General features: G+C 64.1%; 3 protein-coding genes. All 3 read left to right on the forward strand.

What is annotated here, in order from left to right:
* The first annotated feature begins 317 nt into the window (after window positions 1–317).
* The gene (locus EAH68_RS14540; RefSeq protein WP_126122049.1) at window positions 318–503 is read left to right on the forward strand and encodes a hypothetical protein; all 186 of its coding nucleotides are present in this window, start codon (window positions 318–320) and stop codon (window positions 501–503) included.
* 407 nt (window positions 504–910) lie between these two features.
* On the forward strand, window positions 911–1,555 hold the full coding sequence (locus tag EAH68_RS14545) for a hypothetical protein (RefSeq protein WP_126122050.1): 645 nt from the start codon (window positions 911–913) through the stop codon (window positions 1,553–1,555).
* A gap of 396 nt (window positions 1,556–1,951) precedes the next feature.
* On the forward strand, window positions 1,952–2,259 hold a 308-nt coding region (locus EAH68_RS14550; protein WP_206436433.1), incomplete at its 3' end, for a hypothetical protein.

A 2,259-nucleotide genomic window follows, 5' to 3' on the forward strand; every position in this document is an offset into this window, starting at 1 on the left:
CCTCCTGTGTTACATCATGCCCTCTCACCAACCCAGGCCGCTTTAGTCCAATGCTGAAGGGGCCGTCGGCGATCTCACCAACGGCATCCACGTGCTCTGATCAGCTCCAGGACACACTGCCCGTGACGAGACGACCCTCCCCACCTTCCGTGGCTATTGGTATCGATGGCTGTGAGCCGGATCTGCCGCCGATACGTGATCGCGTGATGGTGCCCCGCAGGGGCCGTGGCCACGTCGTTGCGAGGAAATCATCGCCGCCCACCGGAGTGGGCACGGATTCGCCACTGTGGGGCTTTATGCTCGATAGCCTTTGCCCCATGGCACAGCATCAGCACCGCGACCCGGACCTGGACGGCTACGTTGACTGGATCGTCTTCGACCGTGCCTGGGGTGCGTTCTCCGAGGACGTACCCAGCCTGGAAGAGGCACGGGCATTATCCGACCGCACCGGCGGCGGACCGGTCTTCCGACGTCAGTGGACACGCGAGCCGGAAACGGATTAACGGGCCCGTCGGTTGTGCCGTGCCGTGACCTGGTTCTGCAGCTGCCCGGGACGGATCAGACATCGCCAGGCGTAGTGGCAGAGATTTCTGACGCCGAGAAGGCTGCCCTGCAGGAACGCACACCTGCCGCCGATGGACTCGACCGAGCGGGTGGGGCAGTGGCTTCGGCGAGACCGTCACAGTGGCCGCCGCCCCCCACACAAACCGGCCGGCGGGCCAACCGCTTCCGCACAATCGTGGTCGAGTGCAGACCTCTCCATCATTCCGCTGAACTGGTCGGAGGAGCCCGAGTCGGCGCCCCTCATGGCGGTGGTGGCAGCAACCCCATAATAATAATCAGAATATTCATCTGATTATTATGCTATGATGATGGGGATGCTGTCCCACCCGCTAACAAGGAGTCTTTCATGGTTGTCGATAGTCCCCGTGCCCGCACCGAACGTGCCCTGGCTGAGCTCGTAGCTGCCGAAGGGCCCCGGGCGGTCACTGTCGCCCGGATCCGGGCGGCCGCCCGGGTGGATCAGAGCGTGGCCGCAGACGTAGTCCGCCAGTGGCGTGGTACCCAACGGGTAGGTGCCACCGATGAGGTGGCTGCTCCCGCTACCGAGGAGGAGGCGCGTGCTTTTGAGGCTCTGCGAGCGATCATCCGCCAGGCCGTGCTGGCCGAGCGTGCCACCCAGGACGATGCTGTCAACCAGGCGGCGAGTGCTGCCGCGGAGGAGGCCGAGGAAGCCCGGCAGATGACCATCCGCATCGCCGAGGACCTCGAGAAAGAAAAGGCCACCACCGCCGAGCAGGCCACCACGATTGCCACCTTGCAGGCAGAACTGGCCGCGGCAGCCGCAGACAATAACCGGTTACGAGAGGAGGTGGCCCATCAACGGGAGGTGGCCAGTGCTGCCCGGGAGGAAGCAGCCGAAGCCCGCGGCAAACTCTTCGTCTACGAACAGCAAGCCACCGCACAGGCGGCACAGACGGCCGAGGCCCCTGCACCGGATAAGGACAAGGAGCAATCCGCGGGGACTGCCACAAGCGGCAAGAAGAAGGCGTAACTGGCCGGCTACCGGCGGTGTCAGAGTCAGAAGGCGTTGACACAGATCGACCCTCACGGCCAGGGGTGTGACCAGGGTTTCTGAACACCATCCGGTCAACACTCGCGGGCACTAAGCTGACAATGTCAGAAATCCCGGGCACAAGGAGACAGGGAGGGACAGTGGCCACGGGGACCTCACTGCCACACCCCAGGGCGCAGTAACCGGCGCCCAAGCCGGGAAGCACTCTACGCCGGGAGGAAGACGGTGAGGCCCCGCCCCTCAACAAGGTTATCCCTGTGCGGCCCCCGAGCTATCAAAAATCCGATCCGTGGCGTGGCGCTCTGCCTGATTGCCTGTCTGGCTCCAGGCATCGTGGCCTGCGGCAACCTCGTCACCGCCGTTCCAGTAGGGAAAATGGCGATGTCCCTGGATGACAACGGCGACATCCTCGCCCATGTCGTGGTCTGTGACGGGGCAGTCACTCGGATGTATGCGATCGACGAGGACATTCGCGATGCCCTGGCACAGGACCCGCGGCGACCGCCGGAGAATATCGGGGAGATCACCTTCTCCGAGCCGAAGAGAGGAAAGCTCACCGTTAATCTCAGCGCGGCAACCCAGGACAACGAGGGACAGACGATCCAGTTTCCGCACGACCCTCAGGAACTGTTTTGGGTCACCCCCGTGGTCACCGACGAGGGGCTCTGGACGAAGGCCTGGGG

Source organism: Corynebacterium hylobatis, assembly GCF_003955685.1.
Taxonomy (GTDB): domain Bacteria; phylum Actinomycetota; class Actinomycetes; order Mycobacteriales; family Mycobacteriaceae; genus Corynebacterium; species Corynebacterium hylobatis.